Here is a 23,351-nt window from a genome sequence, read left to right as displayed (position 1 = left end):
AAAAAGCAAGACAATACACCCACCCTATTATGTATTTCTGTGATTGTAATTTAAAAATATAAAATCTAATTTCCCATCACATTCACATAAAAATCCTTATCTACTTCCAGTTTTAAATCTTTCGCAGTTTGTGGCAAATTAGTCCATTCTGATTGAGGTTTTAGCCATTGTTTTTTTCCGTTCAATGTCACTTTTACTGGTATATTGAAACCGGAAACACAATTTTTCCAGCGATAAGAAAGGTTGTTGTCCTTGAAATTATATTCGAATATTGGTATTCTGATGTCTCTCAAATATTGGTCAAAAAAGGAAGCTAAATCAAGTCCAACAGCTTGACTTAAATAATCCTCGATTTGTTTAGTAGTTACCGTTTGGTGATGAAAATTGCTGTTCAAACCTCTTAATATTGTTCTCCATTTTTCGTCATTATTCACGATTTGACGTAGCGTGTGCAACATATTGCCCCCTTTATAATACATATCGCTGGAGCCTTCATTGTTCACATTATACGTTCCAATTATTGGTTTGTCATTTTGGATTTTTTTTCTAATACCTCTTACATATTCATTTCCAGCCTGCTTTCCATAATAATATTCCACAAAAAGACTTTCGGAATAGTTGGTGAAACTTTCGTGAATCCACATATCAGCGATGTCTTTGTAGGTGATATTATTGGCGAACCATTCGTGTCCCGATTCGTGAACTATAATAAAATCGAATTTCAAACCCCAACCCGTTCCGCTCAAATCGGTTCCTTTATAACCGTTTTTAAAACCGTTTCCATAAGTAATGCAACTTTGATGTTCCATCCCTAAATACGGTGCTTCAACGAGTTTGTAGCTGTCTTCATAAAACGGATATGGTCCAAACCAATGTTCGAAAGCTTTCAACATTCGGGATACTTCCTTGAATTGAACTTTGGCCGCAGCCAAATTATATCTCAAAACATAATAATCACAATTCAAATCACCTTTTTCACCTTGATATACCTCCGAGAAAGTAACATAATCACCTATATTTATATTTACTCCATAATTATTGATGGGATTCGACACATACCAAGTAAAAGTTCTGGTGCCGTCCTTCAAATCTACTACGTTTTGTAAACGACCATTGGAAACATCCGTCAAATTTTTGGGAACATTCACGCTGATCAACATATCATCAACTTCGTCATACATATGATCTTTGTTGGGCCACCAAACGCTTGCGCCTAATCCTTGACAGGACGAAGCGATAAACGGCTTGCCATTATGATTTTTATTCCATGTAATTCCTCCGTCCCAAGGCGGATTCAAAGCAATTTTGGGTTTTCCGCCATAAAACACGATAATTTCTTTTATATCGTTCTTTTGTTGAAGTGCAACCAAATCGATAAAAAAAGCATTTCCGTCTCTTTTAAATTTTAATTCTTTACCGTCTTGAATTACTTTATAAATTTCCATTGGCTTCTGCAAGTCAATTTGCATCCGGTAGCATGCTTCTAATACTTTGTATCGAATGGTATTCGAACCGGAAATTGTACTATCTGCTGGATTTACCTTGATGTCCAAATAATAATATTTCAGGTCCCACCAAGCTCTTTCCTTGGTAATACTTCCCCGCAAAGTGTCCTGATGCGTGAAAATTTCCTGTGCATTTAAACTATTGTAAATAAAAAATGCTAGAAAAAAAATACTTAAATGTTTATTCATAAATATTGTTTTTTAAAAGTTTAAAACACAAATGAAATTTATTGGTTTTTTTATAAATTTTCAATGAATTTAGTCACTAAATGAACGCCATAAGCTGTTGCGTGTTTGCTTTTTGCAAATTCGTCATCGCCAAAAGCAACTCCAGCAATATCAAGATGCGCCCAAGCTTTATGCTCTTCAGTGAAATATTCTAAAAATTTTGCTGCAGAAATGGCTCCAGCAACTGGTTTTCCGCTATAATTTTTCACATCGGCAATGTCACTTTCTATGTCTTGTTTGTAGCAATCCCAAAGCGGCAATTGCCAAAGTCGTTCCCCAATGGCATCGCCAGATTCTTGTAGCTTCTTTGAAATGATCTCATTGTTGGTAAACAATGCACAACATTCGTAACCAAAAGTTCCCACAGCGCTACCTGTTAAAGTTGCTAAATCTAAAATATATTCGGGTTTAAAATTCTTTATTAAATAGGATAGACCGTCCGCCAAAACCAGTCGCCCTTCGGCATCAGTATCTATAATTTCTATCGAATGTCCGCTATAACTCTGGATGACATCACTTGGCAAGAACGATTTAGCATCTACCGCATTTTCTGCGCAAGGCACAATCGCAGTAACTTTTACAGGTAATTTTAAATCCGCAATCAATTGCATGGCTCCAAAAACTGCTGCACCACCCGCCATATCACATTTCATTTGGACCATTGCAGAAGTTTTGATATTCAAGCCGCCTGTATCGAAAGTGATTCCTTTTCCAACTAAGCCAAGGTGTTTTGTTTTGGCATTTGTATTTTCGGGAACATAATTCATAATCACGAATTGCAGTTCGTTTTCGCTTCCTTGTCCAACGGATAAAAAAGCACCCAATCCCTCTTTTTTTGAAGCTTCGAAACCCAGAACCTCTACCTCAAACCCGAATTTTTTTCCGGTTTCCTTGGCCCAATTAGACAAGTATTTTGGTGTAACTTTATTGGGAGGTAAATCTACTAAACGGAGAATTTCGAGTTGGGCGTTGGTAATTTTTACCGCTTTTTCGGCAGTTGCGTCGTAATTATTTTTGGAGACCAATTGCAATAAAAAATTAGAATTAAGAAACGGATGTGCTTCCTTTTCTTTTTTGTAGTGTCCTAAATCGTAGGTTCCCAACAACATTCCAGAAATAGATGATTCCACTAAATCTTCGTTGAATTCTTCTGGTAAAACCAGCGCCACATTGGTGCTAAATGATTCTTTTTGTTTGGATGAAATTCTCCGGAAGGTGGTTTTTAATGATTTATAGTCGATTATTTTTCCGAGTCCAATAAAAACATATGTAGTGTCATTTCTTTCGGCCAAATAATGGGTGTTTTTTTTACCGTAGAAAACTTTGGAGGAAATTTCTAATTCTCCAAAATGTATGGGGAACAAACTTTTTATGTATGTTTCAAAAACTGGAATTAAAATTGTGCCTGTAAACCCATCAAGATTTTGTATTGTATTTGTTTTCATAATATAAATTGTCTTTGTCTATTGAAAAAAAAAATATTTAAGTGTTCTGGGGATTGCTGTATTTTGTAATAAACCGTAAATATAGTGGATTACGGTTTGATTCAAAAGAAAAAAAACCAATAGTAAAGGATCTAACTATTGGTTTTTTTATATGAAATTATTTGGAAAGAATTCTTATTTCTGGCGGCCTTTTAGTATTTCAACTACGTTATTCAATTGAAATCCTTTGGCTTGCAAAAGAATTAAATAGTGAAAAAGCAAATCAGCGCTTTCGTTCAAGAACAAATCATCATTGTCGTCCTTGGCTTCTATGACAACCTCAATGGCTTCCTCTCCCACTTTTTGGGCAATTTTGTTTATTCCTAATTTAAATAAAGAGGCTACATAACTTTTCTCGGAATCAGCATTTTCTTTCCGAAGTGTGATGGTGTTTTCTAATTTAGAAATAAATCCATACTCTTGATTATTAAGATCTTGCCAGCAAGTATCTGAACCTGTATGACAAGTAGGGCCTACTGGTTTTACTTGTATTAAAAATGTATCGTTGTCACAATCGTTTTTGATGTCAACCAAATGTAAAAAGTTACCGCTTTCCTCGCCTTTAGTCCAAAGTCTTTGTTTAGCACGACTGAAGAAAGTGACTTTATTTGTCTCCAAAGTTTTTTGGTAGGATTCCGCATTCATATAACCCAGCATCAAAACGTTTTTGGTTTCGCTGTCTTGAATAATAGCTGGAATTAATCCGTATTCGCTTTTTGAAAAATCTATGTTCATAATATAAAGTTAGAAGTTAGAAGTTGGAAGTTAAAAGTTGCAGAGTTGAAGTTTAAAACTTCGGATCGCGAACCTCTAAATTCGTACCTCAATTTTATTGTTTTTAAGTTCTCTTTTTAATGTTTTTATCTCAATTTCCTTGAAATGAAATACGCTTGCCGCCAATGCTGCATCTGCCTTTCCAGCAACGAAAGTATCCACAAAATGTTGGATATTTCCCGCGCCACCCGAAGCAATTATTGGAATATTTACTAATTCAGATAATTTTGCCAAAGCTTCATTTGCAAAACCATTTTTGGTTCCATCGTGATTCATAGAAGTAAACAAGATTTCTCCCGCACCACGCTGTTCTACTTCTTTTGCCCAATCGAATAATCTGATTTCTGTTGGCACCTTTCCTCCTACTAAATGCACGATCCATTCTTCATCAATTTGTTTGGCATCAATCGCAACCACAACACATTGACTCCCGAATTTCTGTGCCAAATCATTAATCAACTGCGGATTTTTTACAGCCGATGAATTGATAGAAACCTTATCAGCTCCGTTTTGCAATAAAATTTCTACGTCACTTACAGATGAAATTCCTCCACCAACAGTAAACGGAATATTAATTGTTGCCGCTACTTTCCGAACCAAGTCAATTAAAGTACTTCTTCGTTCTTCAGTAGCCGAAATATCCAAGAAAACCAGCTCGTCAGCACCTTGATCAGAATAGATTTTGGCCAGTTCCACCGGATCTCCTGCGTCTCGCAAGTCCACAAAATTAACGCCTTTTACGGTTCTTCCGTTTTTTATATCAAGACAGGGAATAATTCTTTTAGTAAGCATTTTGGTAGTTGTTAAAATCTTTTTTATTCAAATACTGGTCGTAAAAAAGTTCGTTCATAACTCAATATACATTTGCTATCTTCAGCAATTTTGAACGTTTCTGTACATTCTTGATCGACTAGAATTAGTGTTCTGTAATTTTCGTATTCAGATAAACTAGCAAACGAAAACATCGCAAATGCTACGTTATTTGCGCCTTCAGACGGCAAAAAATAACCATGATGTTGTCCGCCAAAACGGTTTACTAATTTAATCCATCTCTTACCATACTCTTCAAAAACATCCAATTGAAAAGGATCAATAATATATTTTACGTAACAAGTTATCATAATTTAAGCTTTAAATTTGATTATTTACTAATTATAAACTGTTCCAATTGTTTCAACGAAATTCGTCCTTCATAAATGGCTTTACCAATTATCGTTCCTTCACAACCCAATTCTGCAAGTTTAGGTAATTCGTCAAAGGTAGAAATTCCTCCGGAAGCAATTAATTTTATGCCACCGGCTTCCGCTAAAATCTTGGCATATAAATCAAAACTAGGACCTTCGAGCATTCCGTCTTTGGCAATATCAGTACAAATTACGTACTCAATTCCTTTCTTTTGATAATCCTGAATAAATGGAACTAAATCTTCATTTGAATCCTCCAACCAACCAGAAACTGCTACTTTTTCGTTATTAGCGTCAGCTCCTAAAATAATTTTATCTGCACCATATTCAGCAATCCATTTTTCGAATATTTCACGGTTTTTTACCGCGATACTTCCTCCCGTGATTTGGTTTGCGCCACTTTCGAAAGCTATTTTTAAATCGGAATCTGACTTTAATCCACCACCAAAATCAATTTTCAATTTGGTTTGTGAGGCTATTTGTTCCAATATTTTATAATTGACAATTTGGCTGGATTTTGCTCCGTCCAAATCTACTAAATGCAAATATTCGATTCCGTGGGCTTCGAATAATTTCGCCACTTCCAGTGGATTTTCGTTGTATATAATTTTGGTATTGTAATCCCCTTTCGACAAGCGAACACATTTACCTTCTATGATGTCTATTGCAGGTATTATTCTCATTTTTAGTTTATAAGTTTATAAAATTAGTTAGAATCTGTTCTCCAATATCGCCACTTTTTTCAGGGTGAAATTGCGTTCCGTAGAAATTGTCATTTTCCAAAGCCGAGGAATATTCCAGTTCATAATTGGTTGTCGCAATAGTTTCGGTGCAAAGAGGAGCATAAAAACTATGTACCAAATACATATATTCATTCTCTGTAATTCCTTTGAACAAATCTGATTTTAGATTGTAAATAGTGTTCCAGCCCATTTGTGGAACTTTTACTTTTGAAGTAAATTTTACTACATCAACATCAAAAATTCCTAATCCTTTTGTATCGCCTTCTTCTGAATAGTTGCACATCAATTGCATTCCTAAACAAATTCCAAAAACGGGTTGTTTCAATGTTGGAATTAATGTATCCAAACCACTTTCCTGGAGCATTTTCATTGCATAACTCGCCTCTCCCACTCCCGGAAAAATCACTTTATCCGCTGCTTTTATTTCGTTAGGATTATTACTCAAAACCGCTTTGAATCCCAATCTTTCGATGGCAAACATAATGCTTTGAATGTTTCCTGCTCCGTAATTTATGATTACTATTTTCATTATTTTAAGTTAGAAGTTACCTGCCTGCCGGCACGCAGGGAAGTTAGAAGTTAGAAGTTCCAAGCTTCCCTCTTTAAACTTCCCGCTTTATTTTACAACATCCCTTTCGTGCTTGGTAAAATCATTTTTTCCGTGTCGCGTTTTACGGCTACTTTTATCGCTTTGGCGAAAGCCTTGAAAATAGCTTCTATTTTGTGATGTTCATTCGTTCCTTCGGCTTTGATGTTGATGTTGGCTTTCGCTCCATCGGAAAAGGATTTGAAGAAATGGTAGAACATTTCTGTTGGCATTTTTCCCACCATTTCGCGTTTGAATTCTGTTTCCCAAACCAACCAATTTCTACCACCAAAATCAATGGCTACTTGTGACAAACAATCATCCATTGGCAAATAAAAACCGTATCTTTCTATGCCTAATTTGTTTCCTAATGCTTTGGCAAAAACCTCTCCCAAAGCAATTGCCGTGTCTTCAATCGTGTGGTGTTCATCGACTTCGAGATCACCTTTTACTATAATTTCCAAGTCCATTTGACCGTGACGCGCAATTTGATCTAACATGTGATCAAAAAAAGCAATTCCAGTATCGATTTTACTTTTTCCAGTCCCATCAAGATTTATATTGATGTAAATATCCGTTTCGTTCGTTTTTCTGGTTATGGATGCAGAACGTTCTTCTAGTTTCAAAAACTCATAAATGGTTTTCCATTCTGTTGTTTGCAGGGCAATAACCGCATCTAATTCGTGTTTTTTTGATGTTATTTCATCACTTCCCAATTCATCCTCCGTACTAATAAAAATGGCTTTTGAACCCAAGTTTTTAGCCAATTCCACATCAGTAATTCTATCTCCAATGACAAAAGAATTTTGTAAATCATATGCTGGATTGTTGATGTATTTTGTTAATAAACCTAATGCTGGTTTGCGAGTTGGTGCGTTTTCGTGCGGAAATGTTTTGTCAATTAGCACTTCGCTGAAAACAACTCCTTCGTTTTTGAAAGCTTTCATAACCAAATTATGAACCGGCAAAAAGTTAGCTTCCGGATGCGAATCGGTTCCTAAGCCATCTTGATTGGTCACCATAACCAATTCGAAATCTAATTCAACAGCAATTTTTCCTAGATATTGAAAAACTTTTGGATAGAATTCCAATTTTTCAAAACTGTCCAATTGATAATCATTTGGTTCTAAAACCATAGTTCCGTCTCGGTCTATAAAAAGTATTTTTTTCATTAAAAAAGTTTAAAGTTTAAGGTTTAAAGTTGATTTAATACCTCAATTAATTTTATATTTTCTATTTCAGTTCCTATTGTCAAACGCAAAGTATTTTCACATAAAGGTTGGGTCGTTCTGTTTCGAATAACGATCCCTTTGGCTATTAATTCGTTGTATCTTTTATTGGCATCATCCACTTTTATCAGAATAAAATTAGCTTCTGTTGGGTAGATTTTTTCGACAAATTTAATAGTAACTAAAACTTTAAGTAATTCGGTTCTTTGGTCAATAATTGAAGTAATTTCCATTTTAATTTTTTTTGGATCACTTAATCTTTCCAAGGCTCTTAATTGCGTCAATTTATTGACGTTGTAAGGCGGTTTTATCTTGTTTAAAATCGAAATAATTTCAGCCGAAGCATAACAAATTCCCAGTCGAATTCCTGCCAAACCATACGCTTTTGAAAGGGTTTGCGTAATAACCAAATTAGAATATTCATCCAATTCATTCATCCAGCTTTGTTTTTTCGAAAAGTCGATATAGGCTTCATCGATAACGACTAATCCTTTGAAATTTTTCAATAAACATGCCACACTATCATCAGAAAATGAATTGGCAGTTGGATTATTTGGTGAACATAAAAAGATGATTTTCGTATTTTTATCAACGGTATTTAAAATCTTTTCGACTTGTGGTTGAAAGTCAATTGAAAGCAAGACTTCCCTATTTTCAACGGCATTGATATTTGCCAAAACGCTATACATTCCGTAGGTTGGTGGCAAAGTAATTACATTGTCGACTTTTGGTTCGCAAAAAGCGCGGAACAATAAGTCCAACACTTCATCGCTTCCGTTTCCGAGTAAAATTTGGTTGTGTTTTACGTTTCTTTGCTTCGCCAAAACCAATTTTACATTACTTTGTTGCGGATCGGGATACCGATTCACGCCATTATTAAATGGATTTTCATTGGCATCCAAGAAAATCATATCGGCTGTGTTGAAATCCTCAAATTCATCGCGAGCTGATGAATAAGGCTTCATTTGCTTTACGTTTTCTCGAACTAAATTATTTATATTGAAACTATTTTCCATTTTTAATCGCTTTTAATCGTAATAAAACTGCGTTTTTATGTGCTTGCAACCCTTCGGCTTCCGCCATGATTTCGATGGCTTTGCCTATATTTTGAATTCCTTTTTCAGAAATTTTCTGGAAAGTCATCGCTTTGGTAAAACTATCTAGATTCACACCGCTATAATTCTTGGCATAACCATTGGTTGGCAGCGTATGATTCGTTCCCGAAGCATAATCTCCTGCACTCTCCGGCGTGTAATTTCCAATGAAAACTGAACCTGCATTTCCAATGTTATTTACATAAAAATCTTCGTCTTTTGTACAAATAATAAGGTGCTCCGGGCCGTATTCGTTAATTAATTCTAAAGCGATAGCGTCATTTTCGACATAAATCAGTTTCGAATTGGCAATGGCTTTTTCGGCAATGGCTTTTCTTGGTAACACTTCTATTTGGGAATGAATTTCACTTTCAACAGCATCAATCAATATTTTCGAAGTGGAAACTAAAATTACCTGACTGTCGGTTCCGTGTTCGGCTTGTGACAATAAATCGGAAGCAATAAAAGCAGGAACGGCAGCATCATCGCCCACAATTAATAATTCTGAAGGTCCGGCTGGCATATCGATTGCCACGCCAAATTGGGTTGCCAATTGTTTTGCCACGGTCACAAACTGATTTCCTGGACCAAAAATTTTATACACCTTTGGAATTGATTCCGTTCCAAAAGTCATAGCGGCAATGGCTTGGATTCCTCCTACTTTCAAGATTTTGGTTACACCGCATGAATGAGCAGTATATAAAATTGCTGGATTGATATTTCCATTTTTATCAGGTGGTGAACACAATACAATTTCATTGCAACCGGCAATATTTGCAGGAACGGCGAGCATCAAAACTGTAGAAAACAAAGGTGCCGTTCCTCCAGGAATGTATAAACCAATCTTTTGAATAGGTCTTTTTTCTTGCCAACAATTTACTCCTTCCATAGTTTCTACAACAACTTTGGCTGTTTTCTGGGCGGTATGAAATTTTTCTATATTTGATTTTGCCAGTTGAATTGCATCCTTTAGTTCGGAAGAAACAGATTCAATTGCTTGATCTATTTCTGTTTTTGAAACTTCAATGTTTTCAAATTTAACACCGTCAAACAGAGAAGTGTATTTTGCAACCGCAACATCACCTTTCTTTTGAACTTCCTTGAAAATTTCTTTTACTGTAAATTCAATATCGCCAATAGTTTTAGTTGGTCTTTTTAAAATTTCGGACCAAGTTTCCGGTTTTGGATTGAATATTTTGTTCATTATTTTTTATTATTTAAAGCCCCTCGTCCCTTGACTGCGCTCGGTATGACATTTTAAATCGTGTTTCTAACTTCTAATATCGTAAATTAAAGTACCATTTTTTCGATTGAGCAAACCAATATTCCTTCGGCTCCAGCTTCTTTTAATTGGTCGATAACATCCCAAAAAGTGTCTTTGTCGATTACCGAGTGAACACTGCTCCAACCTTCTTGTGCTAATGGCAAAACGGTAAGACTTCGCAAAACCGGTAATATTTTTCCAATAGCATCAATTTTATCATTGGGAACGTTCATCAAAATATATTTTGATTTTCTAGCTCTTAAAACGGCTTGAATTCTAAATTGAAGTGTGTCTATAAGTGTTTGAACTTCTGGAGTTACTTTTGGAGAAACCGCTAAAACAGCTTCACTCTTGAATATAACTTCCACTTCTTTCAAATTATTTTTGAATAATGTACTTCCGCTGGAAACAATATCCACAATACCATCGGCAAGGCCAATATTTGGTGCGATTTCGACTGAGCCCGATATTTGGTGAATATCTACTTTCAAGCCAAATGATCCAAAATAATCATTTACCGTATTCGGATACGAAGTAGCAATACGCATTCCATCAAGATCTTTTAATGATTTATAATTGAATGTTTTTGGCACAGCCACTGAAACTTTACATTTAGAAAACCCCAGCTTCTGGACAATTTTTATATCTTTTCCTTTTTCGACCAAAAGGTTATCTCCAACGATGGCGATATCTACGACCCCGTCAATTAAATATTGGGGAATATCCGAGTTGCGCAAGAACAAAACTTCCAATGGGAAATTTGTAGCTTCGGCTTTGAGTTGATCGTTTCCATTATCGATAGAAATTCCACAATCTTTTAGAATTTGAATGCTTTCTTCGTTTAAACGTCCTGATTTTTGAATTGCAATTTTTAAAGTACTCATTTGAAATTTTTTGAAATTTATTGTTGTTTACAATTTAGTTTGAATACAACATAATAGGCAATAAAAAACCCGTTTGATGTACTCAAACGGGTTTTAAAATATGATGATTTACACACATATCATTAACACATCGCTTGAGAGCAATAATGAAAATGATGATGTAATTGAATTAATAGCATAATAATTTATTTGTAATCCTTTATTTGATTGCAAATATAATTAAAAATAGATGTACTAAGCAATCTTTAATTTAACTTAATGAAGTCAAATTGTTAAAAATATTTACAGATGCATTTTTTTTTAAACCATTATCATTATATCTATAACAATGAAAATCACAGTATTATAGATTTGTCTTGCATGTATTCTCTTGGGTTAATGATTAGGTTGTTTAAATTTGTAGAATTATTATGATTTTTTTGATATTATTTCTTCAGAACTTCTCTTATTTCAATGAAAAATATCAAAATTATTTTGTATTATTGATTCCTGTTTACGAATCTATTTTATTTCGTTACTTGGTCATTTTTGGAAAAATAATTTTCCTTAAAATAATTACAATTTAATAATCAAAGCGTTAGAATTAAACAATGGAAAAAAAAGTCCACAAAAAACTAAACCAGCTACAAGCCACTGCAATTTGCGGAAATGATATCAGCTCTTCGTGTCTTTATGTATCAGCATTAACTATTATGTATGCAGGACAATTTGCATGGATATCATTATTAATTGTCGCATTAGTGTTGTTTTTATTTAGGAAAATTTATGGCGAGGTTGTTGGAGCAATTCCATTAAATGGTGGGGCTTACAATGTTTTATTGAACACTTCTACCAAAAGATTAGCATCATTGGCTGCCACACTAACAGTACTTTCGTATATGGCAACAGCTGTGATTTCGTCAATAGAAGGGATGCATTATTTACACAGTATTTTTAGTTCAGTCGATGTTACAATTGCCACAATTATTGTTTTGATTGCTTTTACAGGATTGGCAATTTTAGGTATTGGCGAATCTGCATTTGTGGCCGTAATTATTTTTATTATTCATTTATTTACGTTGAGCGTCTTAGTTTTTGCTTCCATATGGTTTTTGGCATTTAATGGACTCGACACTTTTCATATAAATTGGGAAATGCCTGTTAAATCTGGAAGTATTGTAACCGCTTTATTCTTAGGGTTTTCGGCAGCGATGCTTGGGATTTCAGGTTTCGAAAGTTCGGCAAACTTTGTTGAAGAACAAGAACAAGGTGTTTTTAGAAAAACATTGCGTAATATGTGGGCTATTGTTAGTTTTTTTAATCCAGTTCTAGCGTTATTATTAGTTTGTATCATTCCTTTGGCAGAAGTTGGCGAACATAAAGAATCTCTTTTGGCTTATTTAGGACAAACAACCGGAGGAACTTGGCTTGGAATTATGATTTCAGTTGATGCTGTATTAGTATTATGTGGAGCTGTTTTAACATCTTTTGTTGGAGTTTCAGGGTTATTAAACCGCATGACATTGGATAGAATTCTGCCCAATTATTTTTTAAAACAAAACAAAAATGGTTCTAATTATCGAATAATAGTAAGCTTCCTAATTTTATGCATTTCGGTTTTATTTGTTACTAAAGGAAATATCGAAGCATTAGCAGGAGTTTATACTTTTTCGTTTTTGACGGTAATGGGTTTATTTGGAATTGGAAATCTACTATTAAAATTTAAAAGAAAAAAATTACCTCGTCCTGAAAAAGCAAGAGGAATATCGGTTGTTGTGGCTGTAATTTTTATAATCGCTGCGTTTATAGGTAATGTTAAACTCAACACAGACTCCTTTTATACCTTTATAGATTATCTAATTCCTTCTTTTGTATTTATAGCCATTATGCTCAATCGAACAATGCTCATACAATTGCTAATTGATGCTTTAGAATATTTCTATAAACCAATGCGTAAAATGGTAATATTTAGTAATCGTTACCTAATAAAATTAAACTTGAAAATTAATTCACAAGAATTTGTATTTTTTACCAAGGGTGATGATGTTGCAATTTTGAATAAAGTTATGCAATATGTTCAAGGGAATGAAACTACTAAAAAATTAAAAATTGTGAACATCAAAAAAAATGGGGAATCTAATAAAGCTCTTATTAAAGATTTGAAAGTTCTTGACAGAGCTTATCCTGATATTAATATTGAATTCATTGAAATTGAGGGTGTTTTTGGACCAGAAATCATAGACAAATTATCTAATAAATGGAATATTCCCAAAAACTTTATGTTTATTAGTTCCCCTGGAGATCGTTTTTCCTACAGAGTGTCGGAATTAGGTGGTGTGAGATTAATTATGTAAATTCATATAAAAAATTAATTTATCGAATTTTTTTACTAAAAAAATATGAAAAAAATATTAAATAATACACTTTCTGAAATAGGCTATTTTGACGTAAAAATAGAAATAGTGCTTACGTTTTTAGTGTTTTTAATTGCCGTTTTTCTTGTACTTTACCTCATTAGAAAAGCCATTTACAAGACTACAAAAATTGATCTTGCTAAAAAATATTCTATTTATAGTTTAATAAAATACTTCATATTAGTATTTTCGTTTGTTATAGGACTCCAAATACTTGGCTTCAATTTATCGGTTTTAATGGCTGGTTCTGCAGCTTTACTTGTTGGTATTGGATTAGGGCTTCAGAATTTATTTAGTGATTTTGTGTCTGGAATCATAATTTTAATAGATTCAACTGTTAAAGTTGATGACATAATTGAAATAAACGGAATGGTCTGCAAAGTCCAGGAAATAAATATTAGAACCACAACCGTTTTAACTAGAGAAGACAAATATATTATTCTCCCCAATACTGACTTGACAAGAAATCAGTTGATAAACTGGACTCACAGTGCCATTTCATCAAGATTTGAAGTGAATGTAGGAGTAGATTATTCTTCTGATGTAACACTTGTGATGAAAATTTTGAAAGCAGCTGTTGACAAACAAAAAGGAATCCTAAAAAAACCGGAACCTTTTGTACGTTTTACTGATTTTGGAGAATCTTCTTTAGATTTTTCAATAATTTTTTGGTCTGAAGAAGTTTTTAGGGTAGAAAATATCAAAAGTGAAATGAGAATTAAAATATTTGAATTATTCAATTCGAACAACATTACCATACCATTTCCGCAAAGGGTGGTTCACCATAATAAATAGAAAAATATATTGTATTTTAAATAAATAGCCAATAATTCCAATAAAAATAGTGTAATTATTAGCTAAAAAAATAAATCTGTACTAATCATTATCTTCTTCATCTGTATTTTTTTCAGCACCAACAGTTTGCCCAGCATCGTTCCTGATTTCGGTATGACGTACTTCACCACCTGTAGTTCCCGTTTGTTGTGCTAAAAAAACTCCAATAATAGCAAGAAGAAGAGCTGCGTAAGAAACTAATTTTGCTTTAGCGTGATTTTTAATATTTAAATAAATTCCTCCGATAGAAATTACTGCCAAAACATATAAAAGGATTGCCAGTTTCTCTGCCATTTCTTCATGTTCGTGGATAACTTTTTTTCCAACTGTTGCCATATCTTCTACAGCTTCCTCTGCTCCTTCTCCGGTTCCCATACTAAATGCCGCAAAAATTGCTGACACAATAAATAATGCATAAGCGGTATTTATTACCGAATTGTTTTTTAAAATCATTCCTGAAAACAAAATTCCTAACCCAAGAATTGTTCCGATAATTGGAAAATGGTTTACTGCCAAGTGTAAATGTGCGTCGTTCATAATTATTATGTTTAAAGTTTAATTTGTTAATTCAAATGAAATCAATTAGTTGCGAATGTTATACCACTAATGAAACCCCTATTATAGTTCCTATTCCATATGTAACTGCTGCAGCCGTTAGACCAAAAGCAACTTGTCTGAGCCCTGAAAACACAATTGATTTCCCTGTTAATAATGTAATGGCGGCTCCAATGCCAAAAAGCCCTATGACACTGCTCCCAATGCTTAATAAAATGGCATTCCTACCATCTAAAATCATAAAAGGATATAAAGGAATAATCGCCCCAATGGCAAAAAGGACAAAAGAGGCAATGGCTGCTTCCCAGGCGGAACCTCCTAACTCTTCCTTATCAATTCCCAATTCTTCAGTGATAATGGCGTCAAGAGCTGTTTGAGGATTTTCGAAAGCTTTGTCAGCTAATTTTCGGGCTTCTTCAACATTCATTCCTTTAGCTTGATAAAGCAAAACCAATTCCTTTTTTTCTTCTTCGGGAGAAGCTTCAAGTTCTTCGGTTTCCAAATCTATTTGGCGTTGGTTTAATTCTCTAGAGCTTTGTACTGAAAGCCATTCGCCCAAAGCCATAGATATTGCTCCAGCCATAAGCCCAGCAATTCCCGTTAATAAAATAGTGTTGTTAGAAACTGCCGCACCGGCAACCCCCATTACTAAACTCATATTAGATACTAATCCATCATTTGAGCCTAAAACTGCAGCACGGAGCGCATTTCCCCCCACGGATTTATGCCGACTTTCGAATTTAGATAATAATCCTCCCGAAACATTTAGTGCTTTATTGTTATTTACTGCCTCAATGATATTGAGGTGATTGTGTTCGAAACCACTAGGTTTCTCCCCTATTTCAATCTTATTTTTTATGGCATTTAAAGCAAATTGTTTTTCAATATTAGATAAACTGCTAATGATAGAGCTATAACCAAATAATTTTCCCAATTTTAATTGAAATTTAGCTCTCGAGGAAGCTTTAGGCATTACATAATTAGGTTCAAATTCATGAACTTTATCAAGCATATGCTTGGCGTGACCATTTTCTATTTGGGCTAAACTTTCTAAAACTCGGCTTAAATTTTCGTCTGATTGGATGGCTGCAATGCTATTGTACAAAAAAGCGGTATCCACTTCAGTTTGTAGTTGCCCTTTTAGTTTGTTTAAATCCATAGTTTGCCTTTTTATTTTCTATTGGTAAAGTTTCAGTAAACCGATAGTTTTATTTTAATCTCAAAGATAATAAAAACCTTTAATTTATGGTTAAAATGACTTCACTTAGAATCAAATATTGCGACCTGTTTTTTGTATTAAAAATAACTTTAACTATTTTGATGTTATTTGCTCAATATTTAATATCATCATACCCGCAACGCTTCTCCATTTAATGACGAAACATAAAAATAAGGAGTTATCTCTTTACGAATTATTTACTGGTAAAAAAAATGGCCTTCTAGAAGAAGGCCATTTATAAATTTTTAAACTTCAATGATATTTTAAGAAATGGTAATTATAATTAAGCCAGAACCTGTATGGTTTCTATAAAATGGTAAAAATATTATTAAGGAGCTAATCTATCAATCTTCCAAGAGAAGTCTTCTTGTAAATGATAGCGTATTCTGTCATGTAATCTATTAGGTCTTCCTTGCCAAAATTCAACTTCTACAGGACGAACAAAAAAACCTCCCCAATGTTTTGGTCTAGGAATTGCTGCGCCTTCAAAATCTTTTTCTAACTGGATTAAGTTTTCTTCCAAAATAGTTCTGGAAGGAATAATTTCACTTTGATTTGAAACTATAGCTCCTAACTTACTTCCCGTTGGGCGGGATTCAAAATAACCATCTGAAATATTCTCTGAAGTTTTCTCAGCTATTCCTTTGATAATTACTTGGCGCTCGAGTGAATGCCAAAAAAAGGAAAGACAAATATTGGGATTATTAGCAATGGCTTTGCCTTTTTCAGAGTTGTAATTGGTATAAAAAATAAAACCCTCAAAAGTATATTGTTTCATAAGCAATACACGTGATTTTGGGAAACCGTCTAAGCCAATTGTCGAAACCGTCATTGCATTAACTTCATCTACTCCTCCAAAATCCTCCACTTCGTGAAACCATCTGTTGAATAAATTGATTGGATCTTCTGGAATATTACTTTCCAAAAGTTCGCTTTTTTCATAAGATTTTCTGTAATTTCCTATATCTTTCACTTGGATAAATTTATTTGGATGTAAAATTACTATGTTTTAAAATAAAAACTACTTCTTAAAAACATCTATTTTAGTTTAAAACTCAAAACTTCTTCCATCGTCTGCTAAAAGAATGTTAGAAAAAATAGTTTCTGCTTGCTCTTTAAAAAGTTCAATACTATCGTATCGAGTAGAATAATGTCCTAAAATTAATTGTTTTACATTGGCTTTCAAAGCAATTGTCGCCGCTTCTTTTGCTGTGGAATGCAATGTTTTTTTTGCTAATTCTTCTTCTGAATCCAGAAAAGTGGATTCGTGATACAAAATATCAACCTTGTTTATTATTGGAACAATACTCTCGTCATAAGCCGTATCCGAACAAAATGCATAACTCATTGGAGGAATTGGGTCAAATGTCAATTTATGGTTTTCAATAATCCTACCGTCCTCTAATGTAATGTCTTTTCCATTCTTTATTTTTTGGTAATAACATTTGTCAATTTCGTAGTTTTGAACTGCATTCAAATCTAACTTTCTCACTCCTTTTTTTTCTTGAAATAAAAATCCATTGGTGTAAATTCTATGTTTTAAAGGGATTGTTTTGACAATTACCTTTTCATCTTCAAAAATAATTTCACTTTCTTTAGATTCTAATTCATGAAAAAACAAACCATAATTAGGCCAGGAATTTGATAATCTCAATTGAAGATTAATGATTTCCTTGATTCCTTTTGGACCATAAATATGTAAATCGGTTGCGCGATTCAATAGCATAAATGTAGAAACCAAACCTACCAAACCATATAAATGATCACCGTGTAAATGTGAAATAAAAATATGATTTATTCTCGAAAACCTGATTTTATTTTTGCGTAACTGTACTTGAGTTCCTTCTCCGCAGTCGATTAAAAACAGTTGGTTCTTGATTTCTAAAACCTGTGAAGTTGGATTGGTAAAAGTTCTTGGAGTTGCTGCATAACAGCCTAGGATGGTTAGATTCAAATTTAAAGTATAAGCGGTTTATCGATTGTTTGGTTATTTGTTATGACCTTATGCTTTTCGATTAAACGAATTCAGAAGCTATTTAAAAACCTAAATCTCGTTCTATTTCCTCCATTTCAATTATGTCGTTAGCTTCAATTAATGATCGAACGACGGCTAGTTTGTCAGAAACTGCATTATGATCAAGATCTGAAGTGACCATAACAAATGAATTTTTAGCTTTTTTATGAATTTTCGAAAGTGGCAAAAAACTATTAATATCTTTTACAGAAAGGTTTTTATACATTCTAATATCTATTATAATATTATGTTTTTCGAAAGATTTATACTCATGAGTAACTTTCATCAGAAATGAAACTAAATCACCTTGTGTGTCTTTTATACACGTTGTATGTCCTTTTTGAACTACTTTCATTGTATTGAAAATTAAAGCACTGCTAATTTACAAGAAAATTTTAGTTTTTAGCAAATTCGAGCATTAGAATGCTTACTGAATTTTTGAAGCCAATAAATAAATTACTGCCATTCGAATCGCAACCCCATTTTCTACTTGATTCAAAATCACAGATTGTTTCGAATCTGCAACATCTGATGTGATTTCGACACCACGATTTATTGGTCCCGGGTGCATAATTATTATTTCTTTGCTAAGTGAATCTAGCAATGTTTTGTCTAGTCCATATTGCTGTGAATATTCGCGTGTTGAAGGAAAAAAATTCACGTCCATTCTTTCATTTTGAACGCGTAGCATATTCGCTACATCACACCATTCTAAAGCTTTACGTAGGTTAGATTCAATTTTAACTCCAAGTGATTCAATGTGTCTTGGTATGAGCGTTTTTGGTCCACAAACTTTAACTTCTGCTCCTTGCATTTGCAAAGCATAAATATTAGAAAGAGCTACTCGTGAATGCAGAATATCTCCTACGATTACCACTTTTTTGCCTGCTACATCACCTAGTTTTTCTCGAATAGAATAACTGTCTAATAAAGCTTGTGTTGGGTGTTCGTGCGATCCATCACCTGCATTTATTATGCTTGCTTTAACGTTTTGCGACAAGAAATGAGTTGCGCCTGGATTGGAGTGTCGCATCACCACCATATCTACCTTCATGGAAAGGATATTGTTTACGGTGTCAATCAGTGTTTCTCCTTTTTTAACCGATGATTGTGCAGCCGAAAAGCTAATCACATCAGCCGACAAACGTTTCTGGGCTAATTCAAATGAAAGTTTTGTTCTGGTACTATTTTCGAAAAATATGTTAGCAATTGTAATATCTCTAAGTGAGGGTACTTTTTTAATGGGGCGGTTGATGACTTCTTTAAAATGATCTGCGGTTTCAAAAATAAGGTCAATATCTTTCTTGTTGATATATTTTATTCCTAATAAATGATTTACACTTAACTCGCTCATTTTACTCTTATTTATTTATTAAATAAACGGCATCTTCACCGTCTTGTTCCGTCCAACATACTTTTACTTTCTCATCGCCAATAGCATCGACCTGGCGACCTCGATAATCAGGTTGAATAGGCAAATGACGGCTAAAACGACGGTCAATCAGTACCAATAATTCAATTTCTGATGGTCTTCCAAAGGACTGGATGGCTGTTAATGCGGATCGAATGCTTCTTCCTGTATATAAAACATCGTCTATGAAAACAACTTTTTTGTTTTCAACTATAAAATCTATTTGGGTCTTGTTTGCTTCCAATGGTTTGCTATTTCTACGGAAATCATCTCTAAAGAAAGTGATGTCTAAATATCCCAAGGCAATTTTCGAAATATGATATTCTTTTTCCAACAACTCTTTTAATCGCTCTGCTAAGAAAGTGCCGCGAGGTTGGATTCCAATCAAAATTGTATTCGAAAAATCAAGATGTTTTTCGATTAACTGACAGGCCAAACGGTGCAGAATGATATTGACTTCCTTTGAAGTGAGCAATACTTTTTGACTCATAATGAAGTGTTGTTTGGGGTGTAAAGATACTATTTTTTGTCATTCTATAATTTACTTTTTATAAAAAAAAACCGTCCTGATGAATCGGGACGGTTTAAATTTTTCACGAATACATCTTCGTTCTCAATTCCTGAACTTTTTCATCATCAAGATAATCGTCGAATGTCATATAGCGATCAATAGCTCCATTTGGTGTCAATTCGATAACTCGATTAGCTACAGTTTGCGAAAACTCGTGATCGTGAGTGGTGAAGATTACGGAGCCTTTGAAGTTTTTAAGGGAATTATTAAATGCCGTAATCGACTCTAAATCCAAGTGATTCGTCGGTTCATCAAGCATTAAAACATTGGCACGCTGCATCATCATTCGAGACAACATACATCTTACTTTTTCTCCACCAGACAAAACCCGACAAGTTTTTAAAGCTTCTTCTCCAGAGAAAATCATTTTTCCCAAGAAACTACGAATATTTACTTCGTCACGTTCTTCTTCCGTTTTTACCCATTGACGCAACCAATCTACCAATGAATCATCACTTTCAAAGAAAGAGTGGTTTTCTAAAGGTAAATACGCCTGAATTGTGGTAACTCCCCAATCTAAAGTGCCTGAATCCGATTTTTTATTTCCATTCAGAATTTCATAGAAAGCGGTTGTGGCTCTAGAATCCTTAGAAAATAAAACAATTTTATCGCCTTTGGCCATGTTCAAATCGACTCCTTTAAATAAAATGTCACCTTCAACAGAAGCGCTCAAGTTTTGCACATTTAATATTTGGTCTCCAGCTTCTCGCTCTTGATCAAAAATAATCGCTGGATAACGACGGCTTGATGGTTTTATCTCGGAAATATTTAATTTAGAAATCATCTTTTTACGAGAAGTAGCTTGTTTTGATTTGGCCACATTCGCACTAAATCGACGGATAAATTCTTCTAGTTCTTGTTTCTTTTCTTCGGCTTTCTTGTTTTGTTGAGCCCGTTGTTTGGCAGCTAATTGACTGGATTCATACCAGAAAGTATAGTTTCCTGAATAGTGGTTTATCTTGCTGAAATCAATATCCGAAATATGGGTACAAACTGCATCTAGAAAGTGTCTATCGTGAGAAACCACGATTACGGTATTTTCATAATTGGCCAAGAAATTTTCTAACCAAGCAATGGTTTCAAAATCCAGGTCATTCGTTGGCTCGTCCATAATCAATAAATCTGGATTTCCAAAAAGGGCTTGTGCTAAAAGGACTCTCACTTTTATTTTCCCTTCCAAATCGCCCATTAAAGTATAATGATGTTCTTCGGTTATTCCAAGATTAGATAGCATGGAAGCCGCATCTGACTCTGCATTCCACCCGTTTAATTCTTCAAATTGCACTTGCAATTCTCCTATTCTATCCGCATTTTCATCAGAATAATCCAAATAAAGCGCATCCATTTCGGTTTTAATTTTGTACAATACTTTATTGCCCATCATTACGGTTTCAAGAACAGTATGTTCGTCGAACATATTGTGATTTTGATTCAAAACCGACATCCGTTTTCCAGGTTCCAAGTGAATATGTCCCGAAGTAGGATCCATATCACCGGCAATTATTTTTAAAAAGGTAGATTTTCCAGCGCCATTTGCCCCGATAACTCCGTATATGTTGCCATGCGTAAAGACGGTATTTACTTCGTCGAATAAAATTCGTTTGCCAAACTGAACTGATAAATTATTAATTGATAACATAAATAGTATTATAAAAAATTTTTGCAAAAGTACAAAAAAATAAACGCCATGTCAAGGACATTGGTTCCCTGTTTGAAAATCAAGAATAAATAATGAATGTTTGTTTATAACACAATCCATTTTGCTGAAAAATAATTTATAAAGAAGCACCTTTTTTAATAAATGTTATTGATTAAATATTTAACAATATTTGTTCTAATTTATTTTTTTTTAATTCACTTTAGGAATACATTTACCGCTTTACATTTCTATTTTAATTAACCATTAACCAATTTACAATTATGAATTCAGAAAATTTAAAAACCAAATGGGGACAATTTATCCCCTTAGTAACCGTCTTCTTTTTTTGGGGATTTGTTGCTGCCAGTAACGACATTTTAATTCCCGTATTTAAAAAAGCATTTGATTTAACTCAAGGTCAAAGCCAGTTTGTGTCAATTGCATTCTATATTTCTTATACTGTGGGGTCCTTGATATATATGGGAATCTCAATGTTGATGGGAAAAGATTTAGTTAATAAAATTGGATATAAAAACGGACTTGCATTAGGATTAGTAATTTCTGCTCTTGGAACTTTATTGTTTTACCCAGCTGCAAATACTGGATCTTATCCTTTAATGTTGGCGGGATTATTCATCGTTGGTTTAGGATTTTCATTGCAGCAAACGGTTGCCAATCCATTAGCAATTGCGTTGGGGCCAATTAAAACAGGTTCTCAAAGATTGACATTGGCCGGGGGAATCAATAATCTTGGAACAACTATTGGACCACTAATTGTAAGTTTTGCTATTTTTGGTGCAGCAGCTACTGGAGGAAATACGGAAATGAGCATCGAAAGTGTTAAAATTCCATATTTAATATTGGGATTAGCTTTTTTACTTGTAGCCGTTTTATTGAAATTTTCCTCACTACCAGAACATCCTGAAACGATAGATGAATCAGTAGAAGAAACTAATTCTTTAAAAAGTTCGGCATTACAATATCCTCAATTAGTAATGGGAATGATAGCCATTTTTCTATATGTAGGTGTCGAAGTATCTACTGCAAGTAATTTGCCCGCTTATATGGAAAGTAAATTAGGTTTTGGTATTGGAGATATTGCACCTTACATCTCTTTGTATTGGGCGAGTTTAATGATTGGTCGTTGGACTGGAGCGGTTGAAGCTTTTACAGATAATATGACTACACAGAAAGTGTTGCGTTTCTTAGCTCCATACTTAGCGTTTGGTGTTTTCTTGCTTGTTAATGCTATTGCAAAACACGATTTAACCCCTTTCTACGTATACGGATTAATAATTTTAGTATTAATAGCTGCCGATATGGCAAGTAAAGGAAATCCTGCCAGAATGTTGCTTATATTTTCTGCGTTGGGAATCGTATCACTTTTTACAGGAATGGCAACAACAGGAATGATTAGTGTTTATGCTTTCACAAGCGTTGGTTTGTTTTGTAGTACGCTTTGGCCTTGTATCTTTACTTTGGCTATTAGCGGATTAGGAAAACACACCAGTCAAGGAAGTAGTTTCTTGATTATGATGATTATGGGTGGTGGAATTGTAAGTTGGTTGCAAGGAACTGTTTCCGAAAATATAGGAATACAAAACAGCTATATTGTTGGGGTTTTATGTTTTGCTTATTTGGCATTTTATGCATGGAAAGTAAGTGAAATTTTAAGAAATCAAGGCATCGATTTTGACAAAAAAATTAGTGGAGGTCACTAAAAAATATTCAGACTCTTGA

22 protein-coding genes are annotated in these 23,351 nt (G+C 34.0%); 3 read left to right on the top strand and 19 right to left on the bottom strand.

The window, feature by feature from the left end:
• Positions 1–65 precede the first annotated feature (65 nt).
• The 11 genes from AABM59_RS04310 to hisG all read right to left on the bottom strand — a co-directional run bounded on the left by AABM59_RS04310 (position 66) and on the right by hisG (position 10,975).
• A complete protein-coding gene (locus tag AABM59_RS04310; RefSeq protein ID WP_338407746.1) occupies positions 66–1,694 on the bottom strand; it encodes a M1 family metallopeptidase in 1,629 nt (542 codons plus the stop codon).
• Positions 1,695–1,744: 50 nt separating this feature from the next.
• On the bottom strand, positions 1,745–3,178 hold the full coding sequence (locus AABM59_RS04305; RefSeq protein ID WP_338407745.1) for a leucyl aminopeptidase family protein: 1,434 nt from the start codon (positions 3,176–3,178) through the stop codon (positions 1,745–1,747).
• Positions 3,179–3,352: 174 nt separating this feature from the next.
• On the bottom strand, positions 3,353–3,952 hold the full coding sequence (gene hisIE, locus AABM59_RS04300; protein WP_338407744.1) for a bifunctional phosphoribosyl-AMP cyclohydrolase/phosphoribosyl-ATP diphosphatase HisIE: 600 nt from the start codon (positions 3,950–3,952) through the stop codon (positions 3,353–3,355).
• Between the two features lie 75 nt (positions 3,953–4,027).
• Positions 4,028–4,783: an imidazole glycerol phosphate synthase subunit HisF gene (hisF, locus tag AABM59_RS04295; RefSeq protein WP_338407743.1), complete on the bottom strand. Its 756-nt coding sequence runs from the start codon at positions 4,781–4,783 to the stop codon at positions 4,028–4,030.
• 23 nt (positions 4,784–4,806) lie between these two features.
• Positions 4,807–5,112, bottom strand: a complete 306-nt coding sequence (locus AABM59_RS04290; RefSeq protein ID WP_338407742.1) for an NIPSNAP family protein — start codon at positions 5,110–5,112, stop codon at positions 4,807–4,809.
• Positions 5,113–5,132: 20 nt separating this feature from the next.
• A complete protein-coding gene (gene hisA, locus AABM59_RS04285) occupies positions 5,133–5,858 on the bottom strand; it encodes a 1-(5-phosphoribosyl)-5-[(5-phosphoribosylamino)methylideneamino]imidazole-4-carboxamide isomerase (RefSeq protein ID WP_338407741.1) in 726 nt (241 codons plus the stop codon).
• A gap of 7 nt (positions 5,859–5,865) precedes the next feature.
• The gene (gene hisH / locus AABM59_RS04280; protein WP_338407740.1) at positions 5,866–6,447 is read right to left on the bottom strand and encodes an imidazole glycerol phosphate synthase subunit HisH; all 582 of its coding nucleotides are present in this window, start codon (positions 6,445–6,447) and stop codon (positions 5,866–5,868) included.
• 92 nt (positions 6,448–6,539) lie between these two features.
• Entirely contained in the window at positions 6,540–7,676 is a 1,137-nt protein-coding gene (gene hisB, locus AABM59_RS04275) for a bifunctional histidinol-phosphatase/imidazoleglycerol-phosphate dehydratase HisB (RefSeq protein WP_338407739.1), read from the bottom strand.
• 23 nt (positions 7,677–7,699) lie between these two features.
• The gene (gene hisC, locus AABM59_RS04270; protein ID WP_338407738.1) at positions 7,700–8,749 is read right to left on the bottom strand and encodes a histidinol-phosphate transaminase; all 1,050 of its coding nucleotides are present in this window, start codon (positions 8,747–8,749) and stop codon (positions 7,700–7,702) included.
• On the bottom strand, positions 8,739–10,031 hold the full coding sequence (gene hisD, locus AABM59_RS04265; protein WP_338407737.1) for a histidinol dehydrogenase: 1,293 nt from the start codon (positions 10,029–10,031) through the stop codon (positions 8,739–8,741). The genes hisC and hisD overlap by 11 nt, the downstream gene beginning before the upstream one ends.
• Positions 10,032–10,117: 86 nt before the next feature.
• Complete coding sequence (hisG, locus tag AABM59_RS04260; RefSeq protein WP_338407736.1) at positions 10,118–10,975, bottom strand: ATP phosphoribosyltransferase; 858 nt, start codon at positions 10,973–10,975, stop codon at positions 10,118–10,120.
• A 590-nt stretch (positions 10,976–11,565) separates the two neighbouring features.
• Here hisG and AABM59_RS04255 point away from each other — a divergent pair.
• Both AABM59_RS04255 and AABM59_RS04250 read left to right on the top strand, forming a co-directional pair.
• Complete coding sequence (locus AABM59_RS04255) at positions 11,566–13,308, top strand: APC family permease (RefSeq protein ID WP_338407735.1); 1,743 nt, start codon at positions 11,566–11,568, stop codon at positions 13,306–13,308.
• Positions 13,309–13,353: 45 nt separating this feature from the next.
• Positions 13,354–14,163 (top strand): mechanosensitive ion channel domain-containing protein, encoded by an 810-nt coding sequence (locus AABM59_RS04250; RefSeq protein WP_338407734.1) that lies wholly within the window; start codon positions 13,354–13,356, stop codon positions 14,161–14,163.
• Positions 14,164–14,244: 81 nt separating this feature from the next.
• Here the strand turns inward: AABM59_RS04250 and AABM59_RS04245 are convergent, their stop codons facing one another.
• The 8 genes from AABM59_RS04245 to AABM59_RS04210 all read right to left on the bottom strand — a co-directional run bounded on the left by AABM59_RS04245 (position 14,245) and on the right by AABM59_RS04210 (position 21,611).
• On the bottom strand, positions 14,245–14,739 hold the full coding sequence (locus tag AABM59_RS04245; protein WP_338407733.1) for a hypothetical protein: 495 nt from the start codon (positions 14,737–14,739) through the stop codon (positions 14,245–14,247).
• A gap of 58 nt (positions 14,740–14,797) precedes the next feature.
• Entirely contained in the window at positions 14,798–15,916 is a 1,119-nt protein-coding gene (locus AABM59_RS04240) for a VIT1/CCC1 transporter family protein (protein WP_338407732.1), read from the bottom strand.
• Positions 15,917–16,304: 388 nt separating this feature from the next.
• Positions 16,305–16,949, bottom strand: a complete 645-nt coding sequence (gene pdxH / locus AABM59_RS04235) for a pyridoxamine 5'-phosphate oxidase (RefSeq protein ID WP_338407731.1) — start codon at positions 16,947–16,949, stop codon at positions 16,305–16,307.
• A gap of 75 nt (positions 16,950–17,024) precedes the next feature.
• The gene (locus AABM59_RS04230; RefSeq protein WP_338407730.1) at positions 17,025–17,930 is read right to left on the bottom strand and encodes a ribonuclease Z; all 906 of its coding nucleotides are present in this window, start codon (positions 17,928–17,930) and stop codon (positions 17,025–17,027) included.
• 82 nt (positions 17,931–18,012) lie between these two features.
• Positions 18,013–18,345 carry a ribonuclease Z gene (locus AABM59_RS04225; RefSeq protein WP_338407729.1) on the bottom strand — a complete coding sequence of 111 codons (333 nt, stop codon included), beginning with the start codon at positions 18,343–18,345 and terminating at the stop codon, positions 18,013–18,015.
• Between the two features lie 72 nt (positions 18,346–18,417).
• Positions 18,418–19,344 carry an aspartate carbamoyltransferase catalytic subunit gene (locus tag AABM59_RS04220; protein ID WP_338407728.1) on the bottom strand — a complete coding sequence of 309 codons (927 nt, stop codon included), beginning with the start codon at positions 19,342–19,344 and terminating at the stop codon, positions 18,418–18,420.
• Positions 19,345–19,351: 7 nt separating this feature from the next.
• A complete protein-coding gene (gene pyrR, locus AABM59_RS04215) occupies positions 19,352–19,891 on the bottom strand; it encodes a bifunctional pyr operon transcriptional regulator/uracil phosphoribosyltransferase PyrR (protein ID WP_338407727.1) in 540 nt (179 codons plus the stop codon).
• 103 nt (positions 19,892–19,994) lie between these two features.
• Complete coding sequence (locus tag AABM59_RS04210) at positions 19,995–21,611, bottom strand: ATP-binding cassette domain-containing protein (RefSeq protein ID WP_338407726.1); 1,617 nt, start codon at positions 21,609–21,611, stop codon at positions 19,995–19,997.
• A gap of 281 nt (positions 21,612–21,892) precedes the next feature.
• On the opposite strand from AABM59_RS04210, the gene AABM59_RS04205 reads away from it, so the two are divergent.
• Complete coding sequence (locus AABM59_RS04205; RefSeq protein ID WP_338407725.1) at positions 21,893–23,332, top strand: MFS transporter; 1,440 nt, start codon at positions 21,893–21,895, stop codon at positions 23,330–23,332.
• Positions 23,333–23,351: the final 19 nt, after the last annotated feature.

The sequence above is a fragment of the uncultured Flavobacterium sp. genome (genome assembly GCF_963925185.1).
In the GTDB taxonomy this organism is placed as follows: domain Bacteria; phylum Bacteroidota; class Bacteroidia; order Flavobacteriales; family Flavobacteriaceae; genus Flavobacterium.
Note: the sequence above shows the minus strand (reverse complement) of the source record. Positions and strands in the feature narration are given on the sequence as shown.

Bases quoted from the DNA above. Each gene is read 5' to 3' on its own strand.
- AABM59_RS04310 (WP_338407746.1), bottom strand. From the start codon at position 1,694: ATGAATAAACATTTAAGTATTTTTTTTCTAGCATTTTTTATTTACAAT.
- AABM59_RS04305 (WP_338407745.1), bottom strand. From the start codon at position 3,178: ATGAAAACAAATACAATACAAAATCTTGATGGGTTTACAGGCACAATT.
- hisIE (WP_338407744.1), bottom strand. From the start codon at position 3,952: ATGAACATAGATTTTTCAAAAAGCGAATACGGATTAATTCCAGCTATT.
- hisF (WP_338407743.1), bottom strand. From the start codon at position 4,783: ATGCTTACTAAAAGAATTATTCCCTGTCTTGATATAAAAAACGGAAGA.
- AABM59_RS04290 (WP_338407742.1), bottom strand. From the start codon at position 5,112: ATGATAACTTGTTACGTAAAATATATTATTGATCCTTTTCAATTGGAT.
- hisA (WP_338407741.1), bottom strand. From the start codon at position 5,858: ATGAGAATAATACCTGCAATAGACATCATAGAAGGTAAATGTGTTCGC.
- hisH (WP_338407740.1), bottom strand. From the start codon at position 6,447: ATGAAAATAGTAATCATAAATTACGGAGCAGGAAACATTCAAAGCATT.
- hisB (WP_338407739.1), bottom strand. From the start codon at position 7,676: ATGAAAAAAATACTTTTTATAGACCGAGACGGAACTATGGTTTTAGAA.
- hisC (WP_338407738.1), bottom strand. From the start codon at position 8,749: ATGGAAAATAGTTTCAATATAAATAATTTAGTTCGAGAAAACGTAAAG.
- hisD (WP_338407737.1), bottom strand. From the start codon at position 10,031: ATGAACAAAATATTCAATCCAAAACCGGAAACTTGGTCCGAAATTTTA.
- hisG (WP_338407736.1), bottom strand. From the start codon at position 10,975: ATGAGTACTTTAAAAATTGCAATTCAAAAATCAGGACGTTTAAACGAA.
- AABM59_RS04255 (WP_338407735.1), top strand. From the start codon at position 11,566: ATGGAAAAAAAAGTCCACAAAAAACTAAACCAGCTACAAGCCACTGCA.
- AABM59_RS04250 (WP_338407734.1), top strand. From the start codon at position 13,354: ATGAAAAAAATATTAAATAATACACTTTCTGAAATAGGCTATTTTGAC.
- AABM59_RS04245 (WP_338407733.1), bottom strand. From the start codon at position 14,739: ATGAACGACGCACATTTACACTTGGCAGTAAACCATTTTCCAATTATC.
- AABM59_RS04240 (WP_338407732.1), bottom strand. From the start codon at position 15,916: ATGGATTTAAACAAACTAAAAGGGCAACTACAAACTGAAGTGGATACC.
- AABM59_RS04225 (WP_338407729.1), bottom strand. From the start codon at position 18,345: ATGAAAGTAGTTCAAAAAGGACATACAACGTGTATAAAAGACACACAA.
- AABM59_RS04220 (WP_338407728.1), bottom strand. From the start codon at position 19,344: ATGAGCGAGTTAAGTGTAAATCATTTATTAGGAATAAAATATATCAAC.
- pyrR (WP_338407727.1), bottom strand. From the start codon at position 19,891: ATGAGTCAAAAAGTATTGCTCACTTCAAAGGAAGTCAATATCATTCTG.
- AABM59_RS04210 (WP_338407726.1), bottom strand. From the start codon at position 21,611: ATGTTATCAATTAATAATTTATCAGTTCAGTTTGGCAAACGAATTTTA.
- AABM59_RS04205 (WP_338407725.1), top strand. From the start codon at position 21,893: ATGAATTCAGAAAATTTAAAAACCAAATGGGGACAATTTATCCCCTTA.